This window comes from Nonomuraea deserti, assembly GCF_004348685.1.
Classification (GTDB): domain Bacteria; phylum Actinomycetota; class Actinomycetes; order Streptosporangiales; family Streptosporangiaceae; genus Nonomuraea; species Nonomuraea deserti.
In genome coordinates this window covers 16,046-37,116 of the sequence record NZ_SMKO01000041.1, presented here as the reverse complement: position 1 = coordinate 37,116, position 21,071 = coordinate 16,046, and the positions used below count along the sequence as shown (strand labels likewise).

Sequence of the window (21,071 nt, the reverse complement as noted above, 5' to 3'; positions counted from 1 at the left end):
CGACATGCGCAGACATCGCACGGCCTACCTGCTGGCGGCGCCCAGCGTCGTCCTGCTGGCCGGTGTGTTCGCAGGGGCCATGCTCACCCTGCTCGAATACAGCTTCCACCAGTACCTGCCCGACGGCACCGACATCGCGCACACCACGGCCACCTGGCAGACGTTCCTGACGGGCGGCTACCACTGGCAGATCGTCGGGGAGACCGTGGTGCTCGGCCTGATCACCACGGTCGCCGCCGCGGTGGTCGGCTATCCCACGGCCTACGCCCTGCACCGGGTGCGGCAGTCGCGGTGGCGTTACGTGGGGCTGTTCATCATCTTCGCCCCGCTGCTGACCAGCGTCGTGTCCCGCACCTACGGCTGGGAGCTGATCCTGGGCGACAGCGGGGTGCTCAACAGCCTGCTCGAACCGGTCGGGCTCGGCCCGGTGGAGCTGCTCTACGAGCGCTCATCCGTGGTGATCGCGCTGGTGCACATCCTGCTGCCGTTCATGGTCTTCCCGATCACCCAGTCGCTCGGGCAGCTCGACCCGGCGTTCGGAGAGGCGGCAGGCGACCTCGGCGCGGGCGCGTTCCGGCGCTTCGTCAAGGTCACGCTGCCGCTGACCACGCCCGGCCTGATCGGCGGGGCACAGCTGGTGTTCGCGCTGTCGATCAGCTCGTTCGCCACGCCCAGCCTGCTCGGCGGCGGGCGGGTGAACGTGCTGGCCACCGAGATCTACGACAACGTCAACAACGTCGACTGGCCGCTCGCGGCGGTCTCGTCGTACGCGCTGCTCGCGCTGGCCGTCGTCGCGCTGGGCGTGTTCGGCTGGCTGCAGCGGCGCACGGGGCGGGCCGAGCAGGGCGGGGTGACGGCGGCGGGCGCGGCCTCCTCCGGAGCGCGCGGCTGGAGCGTGTGGCTCGCGATCGTCTACGTCTACGTGCTGCTGCCGCTGGTCATCATCGTGATCAACTCGTTCTCGTCCGTCTCGTACGGCACCTGGCCGCCGCCGGGGTTGTCGGCCAAGTGGTACGCCAACCTCTTCGAGCAGGAAGGCCTGGGCGCGGCGACCCTGCTGAGCCTGGAGGTGGCGATCGCGGCCACCATCCTGGCCATGGTCATCGGCACGGCCGTCGCGGTGTCGCTGGTACGGCACCGCATGCCGGGGCGCGGGCCGCTGCAGTCGTTCGTGCTCTCGCCCACCGTCGTGCCCAAGGTGGCCTTCGGCTTCGCCGGGTTCATCTACCTGCACCGGCTGAACCTGTTCGGCGGGGTGGCCGGCCTCGTGGTGACGCACACCGTGATCGTGCTGCCGTTCGTCGTCATCGTGGTGACGGCGGCGCTGATGCGGGCCGACGCCACCCTCGACGCGGCCGCCAAGGACCTGGGAGCCGCGCCGCTGCGGGCCTTCCGGCTGGCCACGCTGCCGCAGATCAGGCCGGCGCTGATCGCGGCCGCGCTGTTCGCGTTCGTGGTGAGCTTCGACGAGGTGGACATGACGGTCTTCCTGCTCTCGCCCGACCAGAACACGTTGCCGGTCTGGATGTTCGTCTACATGCAGAAATTTCAGGACCCGACGCTGGCCGCGCTCTCCACCCTGCTCATCGTCGCCGCCCTGGCCATCGCCGCGACCGTCGCGGTGCTGCTGGCCCGCTCCGGCGTGTTCTCCTCCCTGACCACCTCCCCAGAAGAACCCGTAGCGAAAGTGAAGGAAGGATCCTCCGCATGACCGTCGAACAGATCCCGGTGACCACGCTGGCCGGCGGCCACCGCCTGGAGCTGACCGTGCACACCCTGCGAGGCGCCTCCGACGGCCCTCGCATGGTGATGTTCGGCGGCATCCACGGCGACGAGCCGATGGGATCGGAGACGGTCCGCCGCCTCCTGGACGCCGTCGACCCCGCCCAGCTGAGCGGCACCGTCGTCGCGGTCCCCGTGGCCAACCCGTACGCGCACCAGGCGCTGACCCGCAACACGCCGCTCGACGGCGTCAACCTCAACCGCATCTTCCCCGGCGACCGGGGCGGCAGCGTCACCGAACAGCTGGCCGCCGTGCTCTCCGGGATCCTGGAGGGCGCCGACTACTTCATCGACTTCCACTCGGGTGGCAACTTCGCCACCGTGGAGTACGCCTACCTCCACGACGCCGGCGCCGAGATGTCGCGGGCGTACGGCACGTCCGTGCTCTACCGCGGCCACCCCTACGGCGGGTCGGCCACCGGCTGGGCGCTGGAGAAGGGCGTGCGCTGCATGGTCAGCGAGCTCGGCGGCGGCGGCCAGCGCATCGAGCACTACCTGAAGCGGGGCGTCGACGGCACGCTGAACGTCCTGCGCGCCATCGGCATGCTGCCGGGCGACCCGGTGGCGCCGCCGGAGGACCAGGTGATCGTGGACACGCTGACCACGCTCAGGCCGGCCGTCGGCGGCACCGTGCTGTCGGACTTCGGCGCCGCACGCCTGGGCGAGCGCGTCCCCAAGGGCACGGTGCTGGCCAAGGTCGTCAGCCCGTACACGTCCGAGGAGCTCGAAGTGATCACTGCGCCGTACGAGCCGAGCATCCTGGTCCTCGGCCGCGAGCACCTCACCAACGTCGCCCCCGGCGACTACGGCTTCATGGTCGCCGACGGGGCCACCGCCAAGCCGGCCGACCCGGGCTGAGCGACCGCGATGCGTGGAGGGATGCCGAAGCGTCACACAGCGTCGCCGTGATGCGTACTACCGTCATCGCGTATGAGGCACACGACCGTCATGACATCGTTAGCCGCCGCCTTCCTGGTCGCCGGCTGCTCGATCACGACCCCCGAGCCCGACCAGAAAGGCATCGTCTACGACGCGGGCGTCTTCTCCGACACCACGTTCCAGAACTGCGTCGACCCGGGCGTGCGCGACGTGTCCGGCCCGGGTGACCAGGGTTACGTCTATCCGGCCGGCCAGCGCACGTTCGAGTTCGCCGCCGACCCCAATGATCCGGAAGGGGAGAAGACCAAGCCGGGGGCCGAGTCCGGGCCGCTGACGATGTGGACCAAGGACCCGCTGGAGATGCGGGTGTCCGGCGTCGTCACGTTCTCGCTCACCAGCGACTGCAAGACGTTGCGGCAGTTCCACGAGCAGATCGGGCTGAAGTACGAGGCCGACACCGACGAGGGCTGGGACAAACTGCTCAGCGTCTACATCGGCCAGCCGCTCGACCGGGCCCTGGACGCGGCCAGCAAGGAGTTCGCCTGGCGCGAGCTGACGTACCGCGACCCGCAGGCCAAGCAGCAGTGGGAGGCGAAGGTCGCCGAATACATGGGGCAGTTCCTGCGCGAGCAGGGCGGCACCGCCTTCTTCGAGAAGTTCTCGGTCACGCTGCAGCAGCCGCAGCCTCCGCTGAAGGTGCGCGAGGCGATGGCCGCCGTCCAGCAGGCGCAGGAGGAGAACACGGCGCAGAAGGCGAAGAACGAGAAGGCGCGCACCGAGCTGGAGGCCATCAAGGCGCTGAAGGACGTGCTCGGCGCGCAGGGCGCGGTCATGTGGCAGGCCGTCAAGGACGGGCGCATCCAGATCATCGTCTCCGACAGCGGCCAGATCAACGTCACGCCGAACCAGGGGCGGAAGGTGAACTGAGCGGCCGCCCCGGTCCGTGCCCTCCTCGTCCGCGGGGCCTGCTAGAGGGGGAGGAGGGGCTTGGAGAGGGTGTAGACCCCGCCCATCTTGCTGTCGGGCACGTCGTTGACGATGGCGGCCAGTGCCTTGGCCGAGATGACGTGGGACCCGAGCGCGCCCTTGGCGGCGTTCGGGTCCCAGACGGTGATCGTGCCCTTGGCCTTGTCGTAGCCGTAGGCCACGATCGCGTGGCCGTAGTTCTTGTCCGCCTTGCTCCACGGGAGCTTGTTGCCCCGGACCGCGAGGATCGTGGGCCTCTTGAGCACGCCCACCGCCTGCGAGACGCGGAGCATCAGCGTGCCGGGCCTGTCCTTCCCGTAGGTCAGGCGGAACATGTAGCCCTTCGGCTTGAGGTGCTTGTTGAGCACGTCGAGGGTGTTCCGCCGTTTGGTGGCGCCCGCCTCCGGGTCGGTCTTCATCTCCTTGGCGAGCTGGTCCTGGCTGCGCTTGACGCCGAACACCTGGAGGACGATCGAGCTGGACGCCGGCGCGCAATAGTAGCCCGTCTTCTGCGCCTGCCCCTTGATCTTCACCGAGCCCTCGAACAGCGACAGCCCCGAGAGCCGGGCGCTGACCGGTGGCTCGCCCGCGGTCTGCGCGGCCGCGGGGGAGGCGCCCGTGGACAGGAGCGCGGCGGTCAGAACGGTACCGAGGGCGAGCTTGGCAGCGGCCACGTTGTGTCTCTCCGTGCAAGAGGGATTACCGGAGCGACCAAAATACCGAGTCCTACGGTCATCCGTGACTATGACTCGATAAACAGGTCAGGCGACAGGATCCGCCTGGGCGGGCCTCAGAGCTTGAAGAGCTTGGGGTACGGCGCGGTGATGCGGCGGGTCTGGGCGCCGAAGTCGACGAGGACGGCGACGCCTTCCTCGACCCCGATGACCGACCCGAGGCCGTACGTGTCATGGCTCACCATGTCTTGCAGGACGAAGCATTCAAGCGGGGGTGGGGCGACTTCAGGGACGTTGAACGGGCTCCCGGGAAGGCGTCGCCGAGGTGCGGATCGGTGGGACGTCATTAATGCATTATGCGCTGTTATGACGGATATATCTCGATCTTTGCCTTAATTGTGATGTTTGTGCAGCTCAGCGGCTCGGGAGGCATCCCCGGTCAGGCAGGTTCCGGGCCCGTGGGGCACGAGGTGGTGCGCCGCCCGGTCTCGAAGTAGGCGATCACCTTCGCGGCGCACCCGGGCACCCGGATGGCGGAGCCGTGCACGTCGTCGTCCATGCTCACCAGGGTGCCGCCGATGGTCTCGTGCGTGGCGAGCACCCCCTCCCACGGCGACAGGTTCTCGTACCGGTGACCCGACAGCACCAAAGAGCCGCCGTGGCGCTTCAGCGGCGTCTTGTTGACCGGCAGCGGCCATCCCGCGCACGCCGGTGTGACGGGGGTGGTCCTGCCGGTCACCGGGTAGCGCTTCAGGCGCTTCTGGTAGGCGTTCCAGGCCGCCTCGAACGAGCGCGAGCCCAGATCCTCGTTGCAGTGGTAGGCGAGGTTCGCCGTCTTGTCGGTGCCGGAGGGCGCGCCGGACGGCGGGCTGCCGAACACCTTCCTGACCGTCGGCGGGGCGCTCGGCCCTTCGGCGTCCTGCAGTTCGCTCAGCACCTGGGCCATCTCGGACCAGTTGAAGCTCGGGCTGCTCGCGGCCTGGGAGATCAGAGCACCGTCCACGGTGAGGTCGATATCGGTGAAGGCCAGAGGCTCTTCGTCATACGACTTCCGCATCTTCTCCACCGCCGACACCACCTGCCGGCGGGTCGTTCCGAGTCCGTACTCGTCGTTCCGCTCGGCGATCCAGGCGGCCATGCGCTGGAAGTTGCGGTCGGTGGCCTTGGCACGCAACTCCGTGGCGACGTCCGTCCTCGAGTAGGGCGGTGCCGGGCTGTCGAGCCACATCCGGTCGATCTTGCCGCCGTGGATGCTGCGCAGGACGGTCCCGAGCCATCCGCCCCAGGAGACGCCGTAGAAGCTGATCTTCTTCTCGCCCAGCGCTGCGCGGATCCTGTCGACGTCATGGGCCGCGTTCTCGGTGGTGAGCTGCCCGATGAGCTCGGGGTTCGACTCGGCGCACGCCTTGTTCTTCTTGACCGTCTGATCGTAGATCTTCCTGGCCTGCTCCTCTGTGACCGGGCCCGGCTGCGGCCGTCCACCCTGGCCGCCGCCGGAGCAGTCGGCCTTGGTGCTCCGGCCCACGCCCCGGGGGTCGAACCCGATCAGGTCGTAGCGGTTGTCCAGCTCGACGCCCGTGGCGACGAGCTCGACGGGCATCAGATAGCCGCTGCCGCCCGGCCCTCCGGGGTTGAGCATCATGGTGCCGAGCCGGCGCTTGTGGTCGGTGGCCCTCAGCCTGGTCAGGGCAACGGTGATCTGCTCACCGCGCGGGACGTCGTAGTTGCGGGGAACGCTGATGGTCCCGCACTCCATGCGGTCAAGCAGTTGCCTGGCCTTCGCGAGCTGCTCCTCAGACAGCTTTCTGCCCAGCTCGTCGTCCGAAATTTCAGGGCACGCCGCCCAATTGATGGCAGAGGGCTTGGTCCAGGCGCTCGCCGCCGCGGTCGGCGAGGCAAGGGCGACGGAGCTCGTCAGCAGGGCTCCCAAGGTGATGCCGGTCATGCCGGCCGCTGTCGTACGATTCACAACTCGAAGTCCTTCTCGGAAGGAACGCACCGCGAGACGACCCGCGGTGTGCCGGGGTTTCCGGGCCTCTCAGTTGTGCACCAGCGGCCGTTTCCGCTGCGTTTCCGCGCGGGCCCCCACCCGGGCCGGGTGGGGGCCGGGCGTCCCTAGAACCGCACCTTCCGCAGGTAGCGGTACCCGACCTCCGACGTACGCCGGGGCGTCACGTCGGGGGTGTCGTTCTCCACGATGTACTCGATCACCCGGTGCCGGTCGAAGATCCGCCGGAAGTCGATGGTCCCGGTGCCGAGGTCGGCCATGTCGCCGTCGAGATGCCGGTCCTTGACGTGGAACTGCAGGACCCGCTGAGGCGCCCGGCGGATCACGTCGAGCGTGAAACGCACCGGATCGCGCACGCCGCGCCCGACGCCGCCGGTGACCGCCCAGTAGAGGTCGATCTCCAGGTGGACCAGGCGCGGATCGAGCTCGGAGGTGAGCACGTCCCAGGGCGTTCTGCCGCCCCCGAGGTCGGTGGTGAACTCGTGGGCGTGGTTGTGGTAGCCGTAGCGCAGCCCGGCCTCGCGCGCGGCGGCCGCCTCCACGTTCATCCGCTCGGCCCAGGCCTTCCACTGGTCCTCGCTGTCGGAGTTCAGGTAGGGCACGACCATGAACGACTGGCCGAGGGTCAGCGCGTTATCGATCTTGGTCTCGAGCCCGGCGTCGTCGGCGCTGATGTCGTCGTGGCTGGAGGTGGAGCGGATGCCGAGCCCGTCGAGGAACTCCCGCAGCTGCTTGGCCGTACGGCCGAAGTAGCCGAGCGCCAGCTCGACCTTGGGGTAACCGATCTCGGCCAGGTAGGTGAGGGTGGCGTCGTAGTCCTGGGCGAGGTCGTCGCGTACCGTCCAGAGCTGCATGCTGATCTGGCCCGGCGGGATGCGGCGCCTGCGGTGGTGGTGGGGCGGCGTGGCGGCGGCGGGCGCGGCGGCGCCGGCGATGGCCGCCGTCCCGAGCCCGAGTCCCGCCGCGAGCAGCGAGCGCCTGCTGGGGCCGTAGCCGTAACACATGGGGATCTCCTATCGCGTGGGCTGGAGCACGACCCGGTCGGTGCCCGTCAGCGGCGGCAGGTCGCCGCCCGGGTCGGTGTAGGTGGCGACGAAGACGCCGGTCAGCTCGTCGGTCTCCGGGTCGTGCCCGCTCGGCTCGGTGGTCTGGATGGAGCCGGTGCAGCCCCGGGCCGTCGTCTGCGGGTGGCCGTGGTCGTCGTGGCCGAGGATGTAGTCCACGGTCACGTCGGCGCAGTCGACTTCCTGGTCGTCGGTGACCCGCACCTCGAACTCGACCACGTCGCCGAACCTGAACGGGTCACCGTCCACGGGCCTGACCAGCTCCACGACCGGCGTGGCGTTGCCCACCACGATCCGCACCGACGTCGCCGCCGACCTGCCGTGACGGTCGGTGACCCGGAGCGTGGCCTGGTACAGGCCGTTCTCCTCGTACGTGAAAGACCCCTCGGGGCGGCGGGAGTCGACCCGCCCGTCGGCGTCGAAGTCCCACGCGTAGCTGAGCCGGTCGCCGTCGGCGTCGGTGGTGCCGTCGGCGGTGAAGGCGACGGCGAGCGGCGCGTGGCCCGCCGTCACCGACGCCGTGGCCGCGGGGACGGGCGTGTGGTTGCCGGTGTTGCCGATGTAGTCGTAGCGCGCCAGCTGGGCGTCCTCGTTCTCCTGGAAGTAGCCGTCGCCGTACTCCAGCACGTAGAGGGCGCCGTCGGGGCCGAACTCCATGTCCATCGGATTGTCGAACACCAGCGACGGCAGCACGTCCTCGATGCGCCCGTCACGGTGGAAGGCCTTCACGTAGTCGCGGGTCCACTCGTAGAACAGCGGGACGCCGTCGTAGTACTTCGGCCAGCCCACCGCCGTGCGGCCGCGCGTGTCACGCGGATCGTAGTCGTAGGCCGGGCCGGCCATCGGGCCGATGCCGCCGGTGCCCAGCTGCGGGAACTCCGCCGAGGGGCCGTACGAGTACCACACCTGCGGCTGCACGACCGGCGGCAGTTCGCGCCTGCCGGTGTTGTGCGGCGACTCGTTCACGGGCGCGGCGCAGTCGAACGCCGCGCCGGACGCGCCGGTCGCGAAGTCGTAGTCGACGTACGGGAGCCGCGCCGTCGCGCAGTACGGCCAGCCGTAGTTGCCGGCCCTGCGGATCGCCGTCCACTTGCCCGTGCCCGCCGGGCCGCGCTGGGGGTCGGCCTCCTGCTCGTCGGGGGAGTAGTCGCCCACATAGAGCTCACCGGTCGAGCGGTTGAGCTCGATCCTGAAGGGGTTGCGCAGGCCCATCGCGTAGATCTCCGGCCGGGTGCCCGGCGTGCCGGGCCTGAAGAGGTTGCCGCGCGGGATCGTGTAGGAGCCGTCCGCGCGGACCTTGACGCGCAGGATCTTGCCCCGCAGGTCGTTGGTGTTGCCGGCGCTGCGCTGGGCGTCGAAGGCGGGGTTGCGGTCGGGCCGCTCGTCGATCGGGGTGAAGCCGTCGGAGGAGAACGGGTTGGTGTCGTCGCCGGTCGACAGATAGAGGTTGCCCTGGGCGTCGAACACGATGTCGCCGCCGACATGGCAGCAGATGCCGCGGTCCACCGGCACGTCGAGGACGCGCTGCTCGGTGCGGAGGTCGATCGTGTCGCCGGTGAGGCGGAAGCGGGACAGCCGGATCAGCCCCTTGAAGGGCGCGAAGTCGTCCGGCGTGCCGGTGAGCGGGGCGTCGCCCTCGTTGACGTCCGGGGTGGCCGGGTCGTCGACGGGGGTGTCGAGCGGCGGGGAGTAGTAGAGGTAGACCCAGTCGTCCTTCTTCGACCCCTGGCCGAAGCCGGGGCTGAGGGCGATGCTCTGCAGCCCCTCCTCGTCGTGCTGGTAGACGTCGAGCCGCGCGGCCAGGGTGTTGAGGCCGGTCTCAGGGTCGTGCAGCCAGACCTCGCCCTTCCTGGTGGTGTGCAGCACCCGCGAGTCCGGTAACACCGCCAGGTCCATGGGCTCGCCCGGATGGTCGTTCAGCGTCACCTTCTGGAACTGGTCGTCGGGCGGCGGGGCCGCGCCGCCGGCGGCGTTCGCGGCGGCGGCCGGCATGAGGATCGCCGCAGCAGTGATGGCCGCGATCACGGTTCTCGTTCCCATGCCTCTCCCTTCGGTCTGCTCGGGGGGATAAGAGAGGGCAAAGCACCGTGAATGTAACCCGGCTTCCGCCGACCAAGGAGGCCCATATTTCGTTGGCTGGAGCACTTTCGCCTCCGATCGCACTAAGTGCTTCCAGCGGAACGACGTGCTCTGCGGGCGGCCGCCGCGCTGCTCTCGGAGGGCCTGGCGATGCCCCGTGCCGGCCTCGCCGGCGACTCAGCGCAGCGGCGAAGTGCCGAGGGCGGGACCGGCCATCAGGTGGACGATGGCGAAGCCGCCGACCGCCACGATGAGCAGGCGCAGCGTGGCCGGGCTGAAGCGGCGGCCCACGGCGGCCCCGATCTGGCCGCCGAGGGTGGACCCGGCCGCGACCAGCCCGGCGGCCGTCCAGTCGACGTCCGCGACGAACGTGAACAGGATCGCGGCGGCGGCGTTGACCAGGGCGACGAGCACGTTCTTGACGGCGTTGAGCCGCTGCTGGGTCTCGTCGAGGAGCACCCCCATCAGGGCCATGTAGACGATGCCCTGGGCGGCGGAGAAGTAGCCGCCGTAGACGCTGGCGAGCGTCAGGCCGGTGAGGAGCGGGACGCCCCCGTCCGTGCCGGCCGTGCTCCGGCGGCGGCGCCGTACGTGCTCGCTGATGCGGGGCTGGAGCACGATCAGGACGAGCGCGAGGCCCACCAGGGCGGGCACGATGAGCTCGAACGCCGCGGCCGGCAGCACCAGCAGCAGCGTGGCGCCGGCCAGCCCGCCGAGCACGGCCCCGGTGCTCAGCCTGAGGACGCGCGGGCGCTGGCCGCGCAGCTCGCGACGGTAGCCGACGGCGCCGCTGATGGAGCCAGGGATCATGCCGAGCGCGTTGGAGACCGTGGCGGTGACCGGTGGCAGGCCGGTGGCGAGCAGCACGGGAAAGGTGATCAGAGTGCCGGACCCGACGACGGTGTTGACGGCCCCGGCGGCCGTGCCGGCCGTGAAGACGGCCAGCATCTCTCCAGGTGTCATGGGGCGTCGCGGTGGCGCGGGGATCTCACGAGAGCACGCTAGGCCGCGATCGTTTCGACACCGGGCGAAAGGTGGCCGCGGCTCCCGTCCACCGGAAAGGCCATACTTCCCTTGCCCGGTCAGCCGTTACCCTTTTGGGCACGATTGGTGACAATATCGCTGACATCTCAGCGGATGGGCGATGGTGGGGCTCGTGGAGCGCGTGCAGAACCGTGGCGCGCGGGTCCGGACCGTCTCCCTGGAGGAGGCGATCGAGATCTCCGAGGTGCGGATGGTGGTCGAGGGCCTGTGCGCGGCCAAGGCGGCAGAGCGGGCGACCGCCGCCGACGCGGCGGAGCTGCGCGGGATCGGCGCCCGGATGGAGGCTGCCGTGGCCATGGGCGACGTGCTCGGCTACTCCGAGGCCAACCAGCTGCTGCACCAGCGGATCCGCGACCTCAGCGGCCAGGGCGCCGCGGAGCGGGTCCTGGAGCGGCTGCGCGCGCAGGGCGTGCGCCACCAGTTCCGGCTGGCGCTCCAGCCCGGCCGCCCCGCCGTCTCCTTGCCGGAGCATCTGGCGATCATCGAGGCGATCTGCGCCGGCGACGCCCAGGCGGCCGAACAGGCGGTTCGCCGCCACCTCACCAGCGTGATCGAGGCCCTGAAGGCGACGAACCCGCAGCCGTCGGGGGTGCTGCTGCGGTAGGTGCCACGCCCGCCCGCCTCTTGACGTTTGTCGCACAGATTGTTAACAATCACGGCAGCATCGGGTCGACAGTAAGAGGCGGTTGTGGCCGAGCACCCGACACCTTCCCGCCGCGCCCGCGAGATCGTCGCCGGCGCGTACGACATCCACATCCATGTAGCGCCCGACGTGATGCCGCGGCGCATCGACGACCTGGCCCTCGCTCCACGGTTCGCCGAGGTGGGCCTCGCCGGTTACGTCCTGAAATCTCACTACGTCCCCACGACCGAGCGCGCCGCGGTGGTGCGCGCCGCCGTCCCCGGATTCGGCGCGGTCGGGGCGATCACCATGAACGGATCGGTCGGCGGCCTGAATCCGATCGCGGTCGAGGTGGCCGCGCGCGGCGGCGCCCAGGTCGTCTGGTTACCCACCGTGGACAGCGCCAACCAGCGCGCGTGCACCGCCGCCGACCCCGCGGGTGCCAGGCCACCGATGTGGGCGCGGCTGCAGGAGGAGCTTCGAGCCGAGGGCATGGCGGCCGACCCGGTCGACGTCGTGGCCGCGGACGGCGCCGTGCTCGACCGCGCCCGGCAGGTGTTACGGGTGATCGCCAGGCACGACATGACCCTGGCCACCGGCCATCTCAGCGCGGCGGAGATCGAGGCGGTGGTGGACGCGGCCGTCGCGGAGGGCGTACGCCGCATCGTCATCACGCACCCGGAGTTCACGTCGCAGCGGGTGGCCCTTGACGTGCAGCGACGGCTGGCCGGCAGGGGCGCGCTGCTCGAACGCTGCTTCACCACCCCATACACCGGCAAGGTCACCTGGGAGGCGTGGCTGGCCGGCATCGCCGCGGCCGGGCCCCGCCATTCCGTGCTCTCCAGCGACCTCGGCCAGCCGTTCAACCCTCCGGTGGAGGACGGCTTGGCGCTGCTCGCCGACCGGCTGCTCGCGGAGGGCTTCACCGAGGAGGACGTACGCACCATGGCGGTGCGCAACTCCCGATGGCTGGCCGGGGCCGGCACATGAGCGCGATCCTGCGGCTGGAGTCGCTGTCCAAGCAGTTCGTCAAGGACGACGTGGGCATCGTGGCGCTGCGCGACTTAACGCTCGGGATCGAGGAGGCGGGCTTCGTCACCGTCCTGGGACGCAGCGGGTGCGGCAAGTCGACGATGCTCAACCTCCTCGCCGGTCTCATCCCGCCCTCCTCGGGGACGGTCACCTACCGGGGCGAGCCGATCCTGCGGCCGCGTCCCGAGATCGGCTACCTCACCCAGAGCGACACGCTCATGCCGTGGCGGGACGTGCGGCGCAACATCGAGATGCCCATGGAGATCAAGGGGGTGCCCGCGCCGCGCCGCCGCGAACGCGCCGCCGAGCTCGTCGAACGGGTCGGGCTCCAGGGTTTCGAACGGCATTACCCGCGCGAGCTGTCCGGCGGCATGCGGCGCCGGGTCAGCCTGGCCAGGATGCTGGTCGGAGACCCGGAGACGCTGCTGCTCGACGAGCCGTTCGGCGCGCTCGACGCGCAACTGCGCACCGACCTGCAGGCGGAGCTGCTGCGGTTGTGGGAGGGCAGCGGGCAGACGGTGGTCTTCGTGACGCACGACATCGAGGAGGCCCTGCTGCTGGGCGACCGGGTCGTGGTGCTCGGACGGCTCGGCCGCGTGGTGCTCGACCGGAAGACCGACATTCCCCGGCCGCGCGCCGCCGACGAGATGCGCGTCGATCCCGGGTTCGTCGCCCTGCACAAGGAGATGACGGCCGCACTGGCAGAGGGGGCCCGGTCATGAGCAGCGCACCCCCGGACACCGCGGCGCCGGCGGCCGAGACCGTGCCGATCGAGCGCACCTGGTGGGACCGGCGCGGCGGCACGGTCACCGTGGCGCTCACCCGCCTGGCGCTGGTCGCGGTGCTGCTGTCGGTCTGGGAGTGGTCCGCCGAGCGGTGGTTCGACATCACCTTCACCAGCAGGCCGAGCGCGATCTGGGCCCGGCTGCTCGAATGGCACCGGGACGGCGTCCTGTGGGCGAACACCTGGGTGACCTTGGAGGAGATCGTGCTCGGCTTCGTGCTGGGCTCGGCCGCGGGCGCGCTCGCGGGGTTCCTGCTCGCCTCCGCGCCCCGGGTGTACCGCGTGCTCGACCCCTTCATCATGGCGCTGTACTCGATCCCGAAGGTCGCGCTCGCCCCGCTGTTCATCGTCTGGTTCGGCATCGGCACGAACATGAAGGTGCTGCTGGCCGCGGCCACGGTGTTCTTCCTGGTGTTCCTGAACACGGCGGCGGGCGTCCGCGAGGTCGATCGCGGGCTGATCGACGCCGTGCGCCTGATGGGCGGCACCAAGCGCGACATCGCGATGAAGGTGATCCTGCCGTCGTCGATGACCGGCATGCTCACCGGGCTGAAGGTCGCGGTGCCGTACGCGCTGATCGGCGCCGTGATCGGGGAACTGGTGGCCTCCAACCGGGGGCTGGGCTACCTGATCAATGACGCGGCGGCGAACTTCGACACGGCCGGGGTGTTCGCCACCCTCGTGGTGCTGAGCGTGATCGCCGCGCTGCTCAACCTCGTCGTGGGGCTGTTCGACCGGTGGGTCGGCAGATGGAAGCCGTTGGAGGCCCGCACATGACCACTCGGACGACAGGACACCGCGCCGGTCGGTGACGGCGGTGGCGGCGCTGGTCGCCCTGGTGGTGGCGGTTACCGGCTGCGCCGAGCGCGGCTCCACCGCCCCGGCGAACGTGCTGAACGTCGGCCAGATCAGCAACTCGGTCGCGTTCTTCCCGCTGTTCGTCGCGGAGAAGAACGGCTATTTCCAGGAGGAGGGCGTCACCCTCGGCGAGCGCCCGCGGCTTGGCACGGGGGCGAAGGTCGCCGCCGCCCTCAAGTCGGGCAGCATCGATCTGGGCGCCGGGGTGATGACCGACGCGCTCAACCTGTCGGGCGTCGACAAGAGCACCCGCCTGGCGGCCAACCTGGTCGACAAGTACTACGTCGACATCGTGGTGAGCGAGAAGCCCGGCTGGCCGGCGGGGTCGGAGCCGCTGGACGACCGGATCCGCGCCCTGCGCGGCAAGAAGATCGGCATCACCGGGCCTGGCAGCGGCACCGAGGCGCTGGTCACGTACCTGTTCGCCCGCGTCGGCCTGCGCACGGACACCGACGCGGAGCTCGTCAACCTGGGCGGCGTCACCTCGGCCGCCCTCGGCGCGCTGAAGGCGGGCCGGGTGGACGCGCTGGCCTTCTTCCAGCCCATCGCCCAGCAGGCGGAGGCGGCGGGGATCGGCAGGAACTACATCTCGCCGGCCCGCGGTGACGTGCCGCAGCTGTCGGACGTGGCCCATGGTGTCGTGTTCACGACGCAGGCGGCCTTGGAGGAGAAGGGAAAGGAGGTCGCGGCCTTCCAGCGGGCCGTCGGCCGGGCGCAGCGCCTGATCCATGAGCAGCCCGCGCAGGTCGAGCCGCTGCTGGCCGAGTATCTCAAGGGCACCGATCCCGAGGCGCTCGCGGCGCTCTCCGCGATCGTCAAGGAGGAGATCCCGGAGGTGATCGGTTTCGCCCGGGCCTCCTACGACACCGCCGTCGCGTTCCACCGCGAGACCGGCCTGATCGACCACTTCCCGTCGTACGAGGAGATCGTCCCGGAGGACCTCAGGATCGCCGGGTCCTGACGGCCGCCGTCCCGCGATGCCGGGGCCCGTGAGCCGGGCCCCGGCTCGGCGGCATGCCCGCGACGGTGGTCCGGAAATCTGCCGGTCATTCGACCGAAATAGGGTTGACATTGGCAATCAGATTGTCAACAATTCTGGCTACTGTTTCATCGACAGGATGGTCGGGAGCCGGCGTGACAAAGATCGCGATGTTGGGACTGGGCGAGGCCGGGCGGATCTACGCACGTGACCTGCGTGCCGCCGGCCTCGGCGTGCGAGGCTTCGACCCGTACGCGCAGGCCGGCGACGACGTGGAGCAGGTGTCCTCCGTGGCGGAGGCCGTGGCCGGCGCCGACCTCGTCATCAGCCTCGTGGGCGCCCGGGCCGCGGAATCGGTCGCCCGGCAGGCTCTTCCTGGTTGTCCGAAACATGCTATCTACGCCGACCTCAACACCGGTTCTCCCGCTCTGAAGCGCACGCTGGCGGAGCTGGCCGCGGCCCAGGACGTCCGGTTCGCCGACGTCGCGGTGCTGGCGCCCGTGCCCCGGCAGGGCGCGCGCACCCCGCTGATGGCCAGCGGCACCGGCGCCGACACGTTCGCCGACCTCGTGCGGCCCGCCGCCGTGCCCGTGGAGAGCATTCCCGGCGGAGCGGGCGCGGCCGCCGCCAGGAAGCTGCTGCGCAGCGTCTTCATGAAGGGCATGGCCGCGCTGATGCTCGAGTGCGAGACGGCCGCCGTCGCCGCGGGCGAGCAGGAATGGCTGCGGGCGCAGATCGTGGCCGAGCTCTCCGGCGACGTCGACCAGCTGATCGACCGGCTGATCGAGGGCAGCAAGGTGCACGCCGCCCGGCGGGTGCACGAGGTCGAGGACGCCGCCGGCTATCTCGCGGAGCTCGGCCGGCCCTCCTGGGTCATGGAAGCCTCCCGCACCTGGCTCGCCTCGCTGCTGGACTGACCGGTCCCCCTCCACCACGACGAAAGGGCAACCCAAGACATGGCCGTACGAAGAATGCTGGTCGTCGGAGCGCACAGCGCGGACTTCGTCTGGCGCGCCGCGGGCGCCATCGCCAAGCACACCCTGGCCGGCGGCGAAGCCCGGGTGGTGACGCTCTCGTACGGGGAGCGCGGCGAGTCCGGCGAGTTGTGGAAGGAGCCCGGCCAGACCGTCGAGAACGTCAAGCGCGTACGGCACGCCGAGGCCACCGAGGCGGCGCAGGCGGTGGGCGCGAGCTACGAGTGCTTCGACCTGGGCGACTACCCGCTGCGCGCGGGCGGCCAGGCCATCGACAGGCTCGCCGAGCTGATGCGCGACTACGCCCCCCACGTCGTCCTCACCCACCCGGAGAAGGACCCGTTCAACCCCGACCACCCCGTGGCCTACCAGGTGGTCTCGCAGGCCCGGCTGCTCACCTCCGGCGCGGTCGTCGAGGCCGGGTTCCGCACCGCGCCGCCGTCGGAGTTCCTGGTGTTCGAGCCCCACCAGCCGGACCTGTGCGGGTTCGTCCCCACGGTGTTCGTGGACATCACCGAGGTGTTCGAGGCGAAGGTCAAGGCCATGGACGCGATGAGCGCGCAGGCGTACCTGAAGCAGTACTACACCGAGCGCGCCGGGCACCGGGCCAACCACGCCCGCAAGGTCACCGGCGACAAGGCGATCCGGCACGCCGAGGCGTTCCAGCGGATCGTCCCGAACGTGGTGGGGGCGCTGTGAGCGGGCGAAGAAGCGCCTTCGACGAGCTTGCCCGCCTCGGCGTGGCGACCGTGTACGAGGCTTCCGGCCGCCAGGGCCTGGTCGACGAGGACTTCATCCAGCTGATCCCCGGCACCGCCGTCGCGGGCCCCGCGCGGATCGCGGTGTGCGGCCCGGCCGACAACCGCGCCGTGCACGAGGCCGCCGCCCGCACCCGTCCCGGCGACGTCGTCGTGCTGACGCTGGACAACCCGGTGCCCGTGGCGGTGGTCGGCGACCTGCTCGCCACCCAGTTCAAGGCCCAGGGCGCGGCGGGCCTGCTGATCAACGCCTCGGTGCGCGACGCGGACACGCTGCGCGAGCTCGGCCTGCCGATCTGGGCCCGGTGGATCCGGGTGCGCGGCGCGGCCAAGGCGCACCGCGGCGCGATCGACCGGCCCGCCGTCGTCGGCGGCACGCTGATCCGCCCCGGAGACGCCGTGCTCATGGACGGGGACGGCGTGGCCGTCGTCGCCGCCGAGCGGATCGACGACGTGGTGGCGGCCGGCCGAGCCCGCGAGGCGAAGGAGGCCAGGGCGCGCGAGCAGTACCTCGCGGGCGGCCTCTCCTATGACCTGCACGGCTTCCGCGCGGCCGACGAGAGGGACTCGCCATGAAGGTCGACGTCCACGGGCTCACCCTGAAGTACGGCGACGCGGTCGCCGTGTCCGACCTCGACCTGACGGTGAACGAGGGGGAGTCCCTGGTCCTCCTCGGCCAGTCGGGCTGCGGGAAGACCAGCACCATGCGCTGCATCGCGGGCCTGGAGACGCCGGCGTCGGCCGTCATCACCATCGGCGACCAGACGGTCTTCGACAGCGGCAGGGGCATCAACCGCGCGCCCAACAAGCGCAACGTCGGCATGGTGTTCCAGTCGTACGCCATCTGGCCGCACATGACCGTCTTCGAGAACGTGGCCTTCCCCCTCAAGATGAAGGGCAGGAAGAAGGCGGAGATCGGCGAGGCCGTCCACGAGACGCTCGAACTCGTCGGCCTCGACCACCTCGCCGAGCGGGGGGCCAGCCTGCTGTCCGGCGGCCAGATGCAGCGGGTCGCCCTGGCCCGCAGCCTCGCCATGCAGCCGTCGGTGCTGCTGCTCGACGAGCCGCTGTCCAACCTCGACGCCCGGCTGCGCCACCGGCTCCGGATGGAGCTGCGCGAGCTGCAGCTGCGGCTCAGACTGACCTCGCTGTACGTCACGCACGACCAGGACGAGGCGCTGGCCCTGGCTGACCGGATCGCCCTCATGCAGTCGGGGCGGATCGTGCAGATCGGCGAGCCGCACGAGATCTACGCCAACCCGAAGAGCGCCTCCATCGCCGAGTTCCTCGGGGTCGACAACGTCATCCCCGTCACCCCGGAGGACGCCACGTGCGTCCAGCTGACGGCCACCGGGCAGAAGCTGAAGGTCGAGCCGTACGAGGCGGCCGAGACCCTGCGGCTCTGCGTCCGGGCCGAGGACGTCCTGCTCGCCGCGGGCGGGGCCGGGGACGTCAACGCGCTGCCGGGGACGATCGTCAGCTTCGCGTTCCAGGGCTCCACCGTCGCCTACCGCGTCCGGGTCGGCGACGGGCTGGAGCTGGACGCCGTCCAGATGAAGTCCGCCGGGCCGCTGTTCGGCATGAACGACGCGGTCACCGTGTCGCTGCCGGCCCGCGCGATGCGGGTGCTGCCCGCGGAAGTGGCCGCGTGATGACGTCACAGACCGTGGGGAAGCCCGTACGGAACCGGCCGGCAGGGCTGCGGGGACGCGCCCGCCGCCTGCTGCGGGAGATCACGCTGCCGGCCGTGTTGTTCGCGGTGCTCGCCCTGCTGATCCTCGCGCCCGTGGCCCTGGTCGTGTTGTCGGCGTTCGCGTCGGACACTCCACGGCCCGGCAACTTCGACCTGAGCGGGCTGACCCTCGACAACTTCGTCGACGTGACGAGCGCCGGCTCGCTCAAGGCCGCGCTCAACTCGCTCGCCGTGGGCATCGGCGCCTCCGCGCTGGCCCTGCTCATCGGCGGTTTCCTGGCCTTCGTCACCGCTCGCACCAACGTGTACTGGCGCGGGTTCCTCTACCTGGTGGGCCTGCTGCCGATGTTGCTGCCGTCCTACGTGGGCGCGCTGGCGTGGTCGGTGCTGGGCAGCGAGAACGCCGGGCTGGCCAACATCACGCTGCGCGATCTGGGGCTGCCCCCGTTCGTCGACGTCAACAACATCGCCGGCCTGATCGTGGTGCTCGCGCTCTACTACGCGCCGTACGCGTTCCTGCTCATCCACGGGGCGCTGAGCCTGATGAACCCCGACCTGGAGGAGGCCGCCAACGTGCACGGCGCGCCGTTCGGCCAGGTGCTGCGCCGGGTCACCCTGCCGCTGGTCACCCCGGCGTTCCTCGGCGCGGCCGTGCTGATCTTCGTGCTCACCATCGAGAACTTCCCTGTGTCGCAGATCATCGGCGGGGCCGCCGGCGTGGAGACGCTGCCCACGTACATCTACCGGCTGATGAACTCGACGCCGTCGCGCGGCAACGAGGCGGCCGCGGTGGCGATCGCCCTGGTGGCGGTCGTGCTGGTGGTCACCGCGCTGCAACGGCGGATGCTGGCCAGGCGCACCTTCACCACCGTCTCCGGCAAGGGCATGAAGCCGCGCCAGATCGACCTCGGCGGCTGGCGGCTGCCCGCGCTGCTGGCCGGTCTCGGCTATTTCGTCCTGTCCACCGTGCTCCCGGTGCTCGCGCTGGCGTTCGTCGCCCTGCACGACTCGCCGTACATCGGCACGGTGCTCGGGTCGTTCGGCAAGCCGGACGCGTTCACCGTCGAGGCCTTCGCGGACGTGCTGGACTCCAGCATCGCCCAGCGGGCCACGGTCAACAGCGTCGTGGTGTCGGTCGCGGCGGCGCTGCTCGGCACCCTGCTGGCGTTCGCGGTGGCGTACGTCGTGCAGCGCACCAAGCTGCCGGGCCGCCAGCCGCTGGAGTACGTGTCCATGCTGCCGCTGGCGATCCCGGCGATCGTGCTCGGCCTGGGCCTGCTGTGGACCTGGCTGATCATGCCGATCCCGGTGTACGGGACGCTCGCCGTCATGGTGATCGCGTTCGTCGCGGCGCAGATGCCGCAGGGGTTCCGCGGGGTCGCCTCGTCGATCGGCCAGGTCGACCGCGACCTGGAGGACTCGGCCGTGATGCACGGTGCCTCCCGCACCCGGGCGATCGCCTCGATCACGGCGCCGCTGCTGCGGGTCGGTCTCACCTCGACCTTCCTGCTGCTGCTGATGTTGTCGATGCGCGAGCTGACGGTGCCGCTGTTCCTCTTCACCTCGGACACGCGGTTGTTGTCGATCGTGATCTTCGACGACTTCGACAACGGGATCCTGCAGCGGGCGGCCGCCACGAGCCTGCTCTACTGCCTGGTGATCCTCGCCCTCTCCATCTTGTCCAGGCGCTTCGGCGCCAGCGAGCAGAGATAGCTCAAACATCGTAGGGAGACGTCATGAAAGCTGGCCGTACGGGTCGTCAAGCTCTCGCGACAGCCGTCGCCGCGGTCCTGGCGCTGGCCGGATGCGGCGGGTCCGGCGGCGGCGCCAGCGAGGCCGCGAAGCTGGAGGTCGGCGGCGAGCTGATCGCCGACGAGCAGCTGTTCTCGGCCGCCAAGGAAGAAGGCTCCCTGGTCTTCTACACCGGCGGCAGCGAGCACTCGGAGAAAGCCGTCACCGACGCCTTCACGGAGGCGACCGGGATCGAGGTCGAGACCATCCGGCTGGCCCCGAACAAGCTCTCCGAGCGCGTGCTCTCGGAGGTCGGCGCCAAGAAGCTCGGCGCCGACGTGATCCGCATCTCGGGGGAGGACATCATCGTCGCCCTCGCCAAGGCGGGAACGTTCCAGAAGACCCCGCTGCAGGACGGGGTGAAGACCGCGGCGGGCGACGCGATCAAGGACGACGGGCTCTACTTCTCCTCCTTCGACCGGGTCTACTCGTTCGCGTTCAACAACGCCGTCGTCCCCAAGGGCCAGGAGCCGAAGAACTGGGCGGACCTGCTGGACCCGAAGTGGCGGGGCAAGCTCGGGATCGTCCAGGTCGGAGCCGGCGGCAGCACCGCCGCGCTCACCCGGTTCCAGTTCGACAAGATCGGCGACGGCTACCTGAAGAAGTACGCCGCCAACAAGCCGCGGATCTTCGACTCGTCCGCGGGGCAGACCGACGCGCTGACGCGCGGCGAGGTGTCCGTGGCGACGATGCCGGTGGCGACGGGGGTCGGGGCCATCGCCGACGGGGCGCCGCTCACGATCGCCGTCCCGGAGGAGGGCGCGGCCGGCTACCCGTTCTACGTGGGCGTGGGCGCGCAGGCGCCGTCACCGAACGCCGCCAAGGTCTTCGCCTCCTGGCTGCTGTCCAAGGACGCCCAGAAGATCGCCGTGCAGCAGGGCGACTATCCGGTGCGCGCTGATGTCGGCACCCCGAAGGTCGGCGACACGACCTTCCCCGCCGCCGACTCCGGCTGGCTCTACCGGATCGACGCCGAGACCGCGCTGGAGCACGTCGAGGAGGACGCGAAGCGGTGGCGGCAGATCTTCGGCTACACCGGCTGACGAGCCGGTGGCCATCCTCCGGCAGTCCCGGCGGGCCGTCC

At 70.5% G+C, this 21,071-nt stretch carries 20 protein-coding genes; 14 read left to right on the top strand and 6 right to left on the bottom strand.

Annotated features, from left to right (window positions below; translation table 11 throughout):
- Window positions 1–4: 4 nt before the first annotated feature.
- From E1292_RS17805 to E1292_RS17795, 3 genes are all read left to right on the top strand, one after another.
- Window positions 5–1,711, top strand: a complete 1,707-nt coding sequence (locus E1292_RS17805) for an ABC transporter permease subunit (protein ID WP_132596327.1) — start codon at window positions 5–7, stop codon at window positions 1,709–1,711.
- Window positions 1,708–2,640: a succinylglutamate desuccinylase/aspartoacylase family protein gene (locus tag E1292_RS17800; RefSeq protein WP_132596326.1), complete on the top strand. Its 933-nt coding sequence runs from the start codon at window positions 1,708–1,710 to the stop codon at window positions 2,638–2,640. The genes E1292_RS17805 and E1292_RS17800 overlap by 4 nt, the downstream gene beginning before the upstream one ends.
- 90 nt (window positions 2,641–2,730) lie before the next feature.
- Window positions 2,731–3,588: an SPFH domain-containing protein gene (locus E1292_RS17795; RefSeq protein WP_132596325.1), complete on the top strand. Its 858-nt coding sequence runs from the start codon at window positions 2,731–2,733 to the stop codon at window positions 3,586–3,588.
- Window positions 3,589–3,629: 41 nt separating this feature from the next.
- Here E1292_RS17795 and E1292_RS17790 read toward each other — a convergent pair whose 3' ends face one another.
- The 6 genes from E1292_RS17790 to E1292_RS17765 all read right to left on the bottom strand — a co-directional run bounded on the left by E1292_RS17790 (window position 3,630) and on the right by E1292_RS17765 (window position 10,415).
- A complete protein-coding gene (locus E1292_RS17790) occupies window positions 3,630–4,301 on the bottom strand; it encodes a C39 family peptidase (protein WP_165974602.1) in 672 nt (223 codons plus the stop codon).
- Window positions 4,302–4,417: 116 nt separating this feature from the next.
- Window positions 4,418–4,546 carry a hypothetical protein gene (locus E1292_RS54960; protein ID WP_281284044.1) on the bottom strand — a complete coding sequence of 43 codons (129 nt, stop codon included), beginning with the start codon at window positions 4,544–4,546 and terminating at the stop codon, window positions 4,418–4,420.
- A gap of 194 nt (window positions 4,547–4,740) precedes the next feature.
- Window positions 4,741–6,270, bottom strand: a complete 1,530-nt coding sequence (locus E1292_RS17780) for an alpha/beta fold hydrolase (RefSeq protein ID WP_246090177.1) — start codon at window positions 6,268–6,270, stop codon at window positions 4,741–4,743.
- A gap of 146 nt (window positions 6,271–6,416) precedes the next feature.
- Window positions 6,417–7,313, bottom strand: coding sequence for a sugar phosphate isomerase/epimerase family protein (locus E1292_RS17775; RefSeq protein ID WP_132596322.1), 897 nt, complete (start codon window positions 7,311–7,313; stop codon window positions 6,417–6,419).
- A gap of 9 nt (window positions 7,314–7,322) precedes the next feature.
- Complete coding sequence (locus tag E1292_RS17770; protein ID WP_132596321.1) at window positions 7,323–9,413, bottom strand: PQQ-dependent sugar dehydrogenase; 2,091 nt, start codon at window positions 9,411–9,413, stop codon at window positions 7,323–7,325.
- 216 nt (window positions 9,414–9,629) lie between these two features.
- Window positions 9,630–10,415: a sulfite exporter TauE/SafE family protein gene (locus E1292_RS17765; protein WP_132596320.1), complete on the bottom strand. Its 786-nt coding sequence runs from the start codon at window positions 10,413–10,415 to the stop codon at window positions 9,630–9,632.
- Window positions 10,416–10,596: 181 nt separating this feature from the next.
- Between E1292_RS17765 and E1292_RS17760 the strand changes: the two genes are divergently transcribed.
- The 11 genes from E1292_RS17760 to E1292_RS17710 all read left to right on the top strand — a co-directional run bounded on the left by E1292_RS17760 (window position 10,597) and on the right by E1292_RS17710 (window position 21,030).
- Complete coding sequence (locus E1292_RS17760; protein ID WP_132596319.1) at window positions 10,597–11,100, top strand: GntR family transcriptional regulator; 504 nt, start codon at window positions 10,597–10,599, stop codon at window positions 11,098–11,100.
- A gap of 84 nt (window positions 11,101–11,184) precedes the next feature.
- Window positions 11,185–12,108 (top strand): DUF6282 family protein, encoded by a 924-nt coding sequence (locus tag E1292_RS17755; protein ID WP_132596318.1) that lies wholly within the window; start codon window positions 11,185–11,187, stop codon window positions 12,106–12,108.
- Complete coding sequence (locus tag E1292_RS17750; protein WP_132596317.1) at window positions 12,105–12,872, top strand: ABC transporter ATP-binding protein; 768 nt, start codon at window positions 12,105–12,107, stop codon at window positions 12,870–12,872. Before E1292_RS17755 ends, E1292_RS17750 begins: the two co-directional genes overlap by 4 nt.
- Window positions 12,869–13,711 carry an ABC transporter permease gene (locus E1292_RS17745; protein ID WP_132596316.1) on the top strand — a complete coding sequence of 281 codons (843 nt, stop codon included), beginning with the start codon at window positions 12,869–12,871 and terminating at the stop codon, window positions 13,709–13,711. The genes E1292_RS17750 and E1292_RS17745 overlap by 4 nt, the downstream gene beginning before the upstream one ends.
- A gap of 31 nt (window positions 13,712–13,742) precedes the next feature.
- The gene (locus E1292_RS17740) at window positions 13,743–14,753 is read left to right on the top strand and encodes an ABC transporter substrate-binding protein (RefSeq protein ID WP_132596315.1); all 1,011 of its coding nucleotides are present in this window, start codon (window positions 13,743–13,745) and stop codon (window positions 14,751–14,753) included.
- Window positions 14,754–14,926: 173 nt separating this feature from the next.
- The gene (locus E1292_RS17735) at window positions 14,927–15,688 is read left to right on the top strand and encodes an NAD(P)-dependent oxidoreductase (protein WP_220446905.1); all 762 of its coding nucleotides are present in this window, start codon (window positions 14,927–14,929) and stop codon (window positions 15,686–15,688) included.
- Window positions 15,689–15,727: 39 nt separating this feature from the next.
- Window positions 15,728–16,444: a PIG-L deacetylase family protein gene (locus tag E1292_RS17730; RefSeq protein ID WP_132596314.1), complete on the top strand. Its 717-nt coding sequence runs from the start codon at window positions 15,728–15,730 to the stop codon at window positions 16,442–16,444.
- Window positions 16,441–17,079 (top strand): RraA family protein, encoded by a 639-nt coding sequence (locus E1292_RS17725; RefSeq protein ID WP_132596313.1) that lies wholly within the window; start codon window positions 16,441–16,443, stop codon window positions 17,077–17,079. Before E1292_RS17730 ends, E1292_RS17725 begins: the two co-directional genes overlap by 4 nt.
- On the top strand, window positions 17,076–18,155 hold the full coding sequence (locus tag E1292_RS17720) for an ABC transporter ATP-binding protein (protein ID WP_132596312.1): 1,080 nt from the start codon (window positions 17,076–17,078) through the stop codon (window positions 18,153–18,155). Before E1292_RS17725 ends, E1292_RS17720 begins: the two co-directional genes overlap by 4 nt.
- The gene (locus tag E1292_RS17715; RefSeq protein ID WP_132596311.1) at window positions 18,155–19,909 is read left to right on the top strand and encodes an ABC transporter permease; all 1,755 of its coding nucleotides are present in this window, start codon (window positions 18,155–18,157) and stop codon (window positions 19,907–19,909) included. Before E1292_RS17720 ends, E1292_RS17715 begins: the two co-directional genes overlap by 1 nt.
- Window positions 19,910–19,932: 23 nt before the next feature.
- On the top strand, window positions 19,933–21,030 hold the full coding sequence (locus tag E1292_RS17710) for an ABC transporter substrate-binding protein (protein WP_132596310.1): 1,098 nt from the start codon (window positions 19,933–19,935) through the stop codon (window positions 21,028–21,030).
- Window positions 21,031–21,071 lie beyond the last annotated feature (41 nt).